Below are 1,593 nucleotides of genomic sequence, written 5' to 3'. Positions count from 1 at the left end.
CGTTTTTCTTCCTTAGAAAGGAGGTGATCCAGCCGCACCTTCCGATACGGCTACCTTGTTACGACTTCACCCCAATCATCTGCCCCACCTTAGGCGGCTGGCTCCCGTAAGGGTTACCCCACCGACTTCGGGTGTTGCAAACTCTCGTGGTGTGACGGGCGGTGTGTACAAGGCCCGGGAACGTATTCACCGCGGCATGCTGATCCGCGATTACTAGCGATTCCGGCTTCATGCAGGCGAGTTGCAGCCTGCAATCCGAACTGAGAGTGGTTTTTTGGGATTGGCTCAGCCTCGCGGCATCGCAGCCCTTTGTACCACCCATTGTAGCACGTGTGTAGCCCAGGTCATAAGGGGCATGATGATTTGACGTCATCCCCACCTTCCTCCGGTTTGTCACCGGCAGTCACCTTAGAGTGCCCAACTGAATGCTGGCAACTAAGGTCAAGGGTTGCGCTCGTTGCGGGACTTAACCCAACATCTCACGACACGAGCTGACGACAACCATGCACCACCTGTCACTCCGTCCCCCGAAGGGGAACCCTCTATCTCTAGAGGTAGCAGAGGATGTCAAGACCTGGTAAGGTTCTTCGCGTTGCTTCGAATTAAACCACATGCTCCACCGCTTGTGCGGGCCCCCGTCAATTCCTTTGAGTTTCAGCCTTGCGGCCGTACTCCCCAGGCGGAGTGCTTAATGCGTTAGCTGCAGCACTAAAGGGCGGAAACCCTCTAACACTTAGCACTCATCGTTTACGGCGTGGACTACCAGGGTATCTAATCCTGTTTGCTCCCCACGCTTTCGCGCCTCAGCGTCAGTTACAGACCAGAGAGCCGCCTTCGCCACTGGTGTTCCTCCATATCTCTACGCATTTCACCGCTACACATGGAATTCCGCTCTCCTCTTCTGCACTCAAGTCTCCCAGTTTCCAATGACCCTCCACGGTTGAGCCGTGGGCTTTCACATCAGACTTAAGAGACCGCCTGCGCGCGCTTTACGCCCAATAATTCCGGACAACGCTTGCCACCTACGTATTACCGCGGCTGCTGGCACGTAGTTAGCCGTGGCTTTCTGGTTAGGTACCGTCAAGGTACCGCCCTATTCGAACGGTACTTGTTCTTCCCTAACAACAGAGCTTTACGATCCGAAGACCTTCATCGCTCACGCGGCGTTGCTCCGTCAGACTTTCGTCCATTGCGGAAGATTCCCTACTGCTGCCTCCCGTAGGAGTCTGGGCCGTGTCTCAGTCCCAGTGTGGCCGATCACCCTCTCAGGTCGGCTACGCATCGTCGCCTTGGTGAGCCGTTACCTCACCAACTAGCTAATGCGCCGCGGGCCCATCTGTAAGTGACAGCCGAAGCCGCCTTTCAACCTTTCCTCATGCGAGGAAAGGAATTATCCGGTATTAGCTCCGGTTTCCCGAAGTTATCCCGGTCTTACAGGCAGGTTGCCCACGTGTTACTCACCCGTCCGCCGCTAACGTCAGGAGAGCAAGCTCTCCATCCGTTCGCTCGACTTGCATGTATTAGGCACGCCGCCAGCGTTCGTCCTGAGCCAGGATCAAACTCTCCGAAAAAGTTTGAATAAGACTCAAATTC

1 rRNA gene is annotated in these 1,593 nt (G+C 55.6%); it reads right to left on the bottom strand.

Annotated features, from left to right (window positions below):
* Positions 1 to 16 precede the first annotated feature (16 nt).
* A 16S ribosomal RNA gene (locus ABES52_RS00385) occupies positions 17 to 1,571 on the bottom strand.
* Between the last annotated feature and the right edge of the window lie 22 nt (positions 1,572 to 1,593).

The organism is Aeribacillus pallidus, assembly GCF_050478865.1.
GTDB lineage: Bacteria > Bacillota > Bacilli > Bacillales > JACDOC01 > JACDOC01.
Note: the sequence above shows the minus strand (reverse complement) of the source record. Positions and strands in the feature narration are given on the sequence as shown.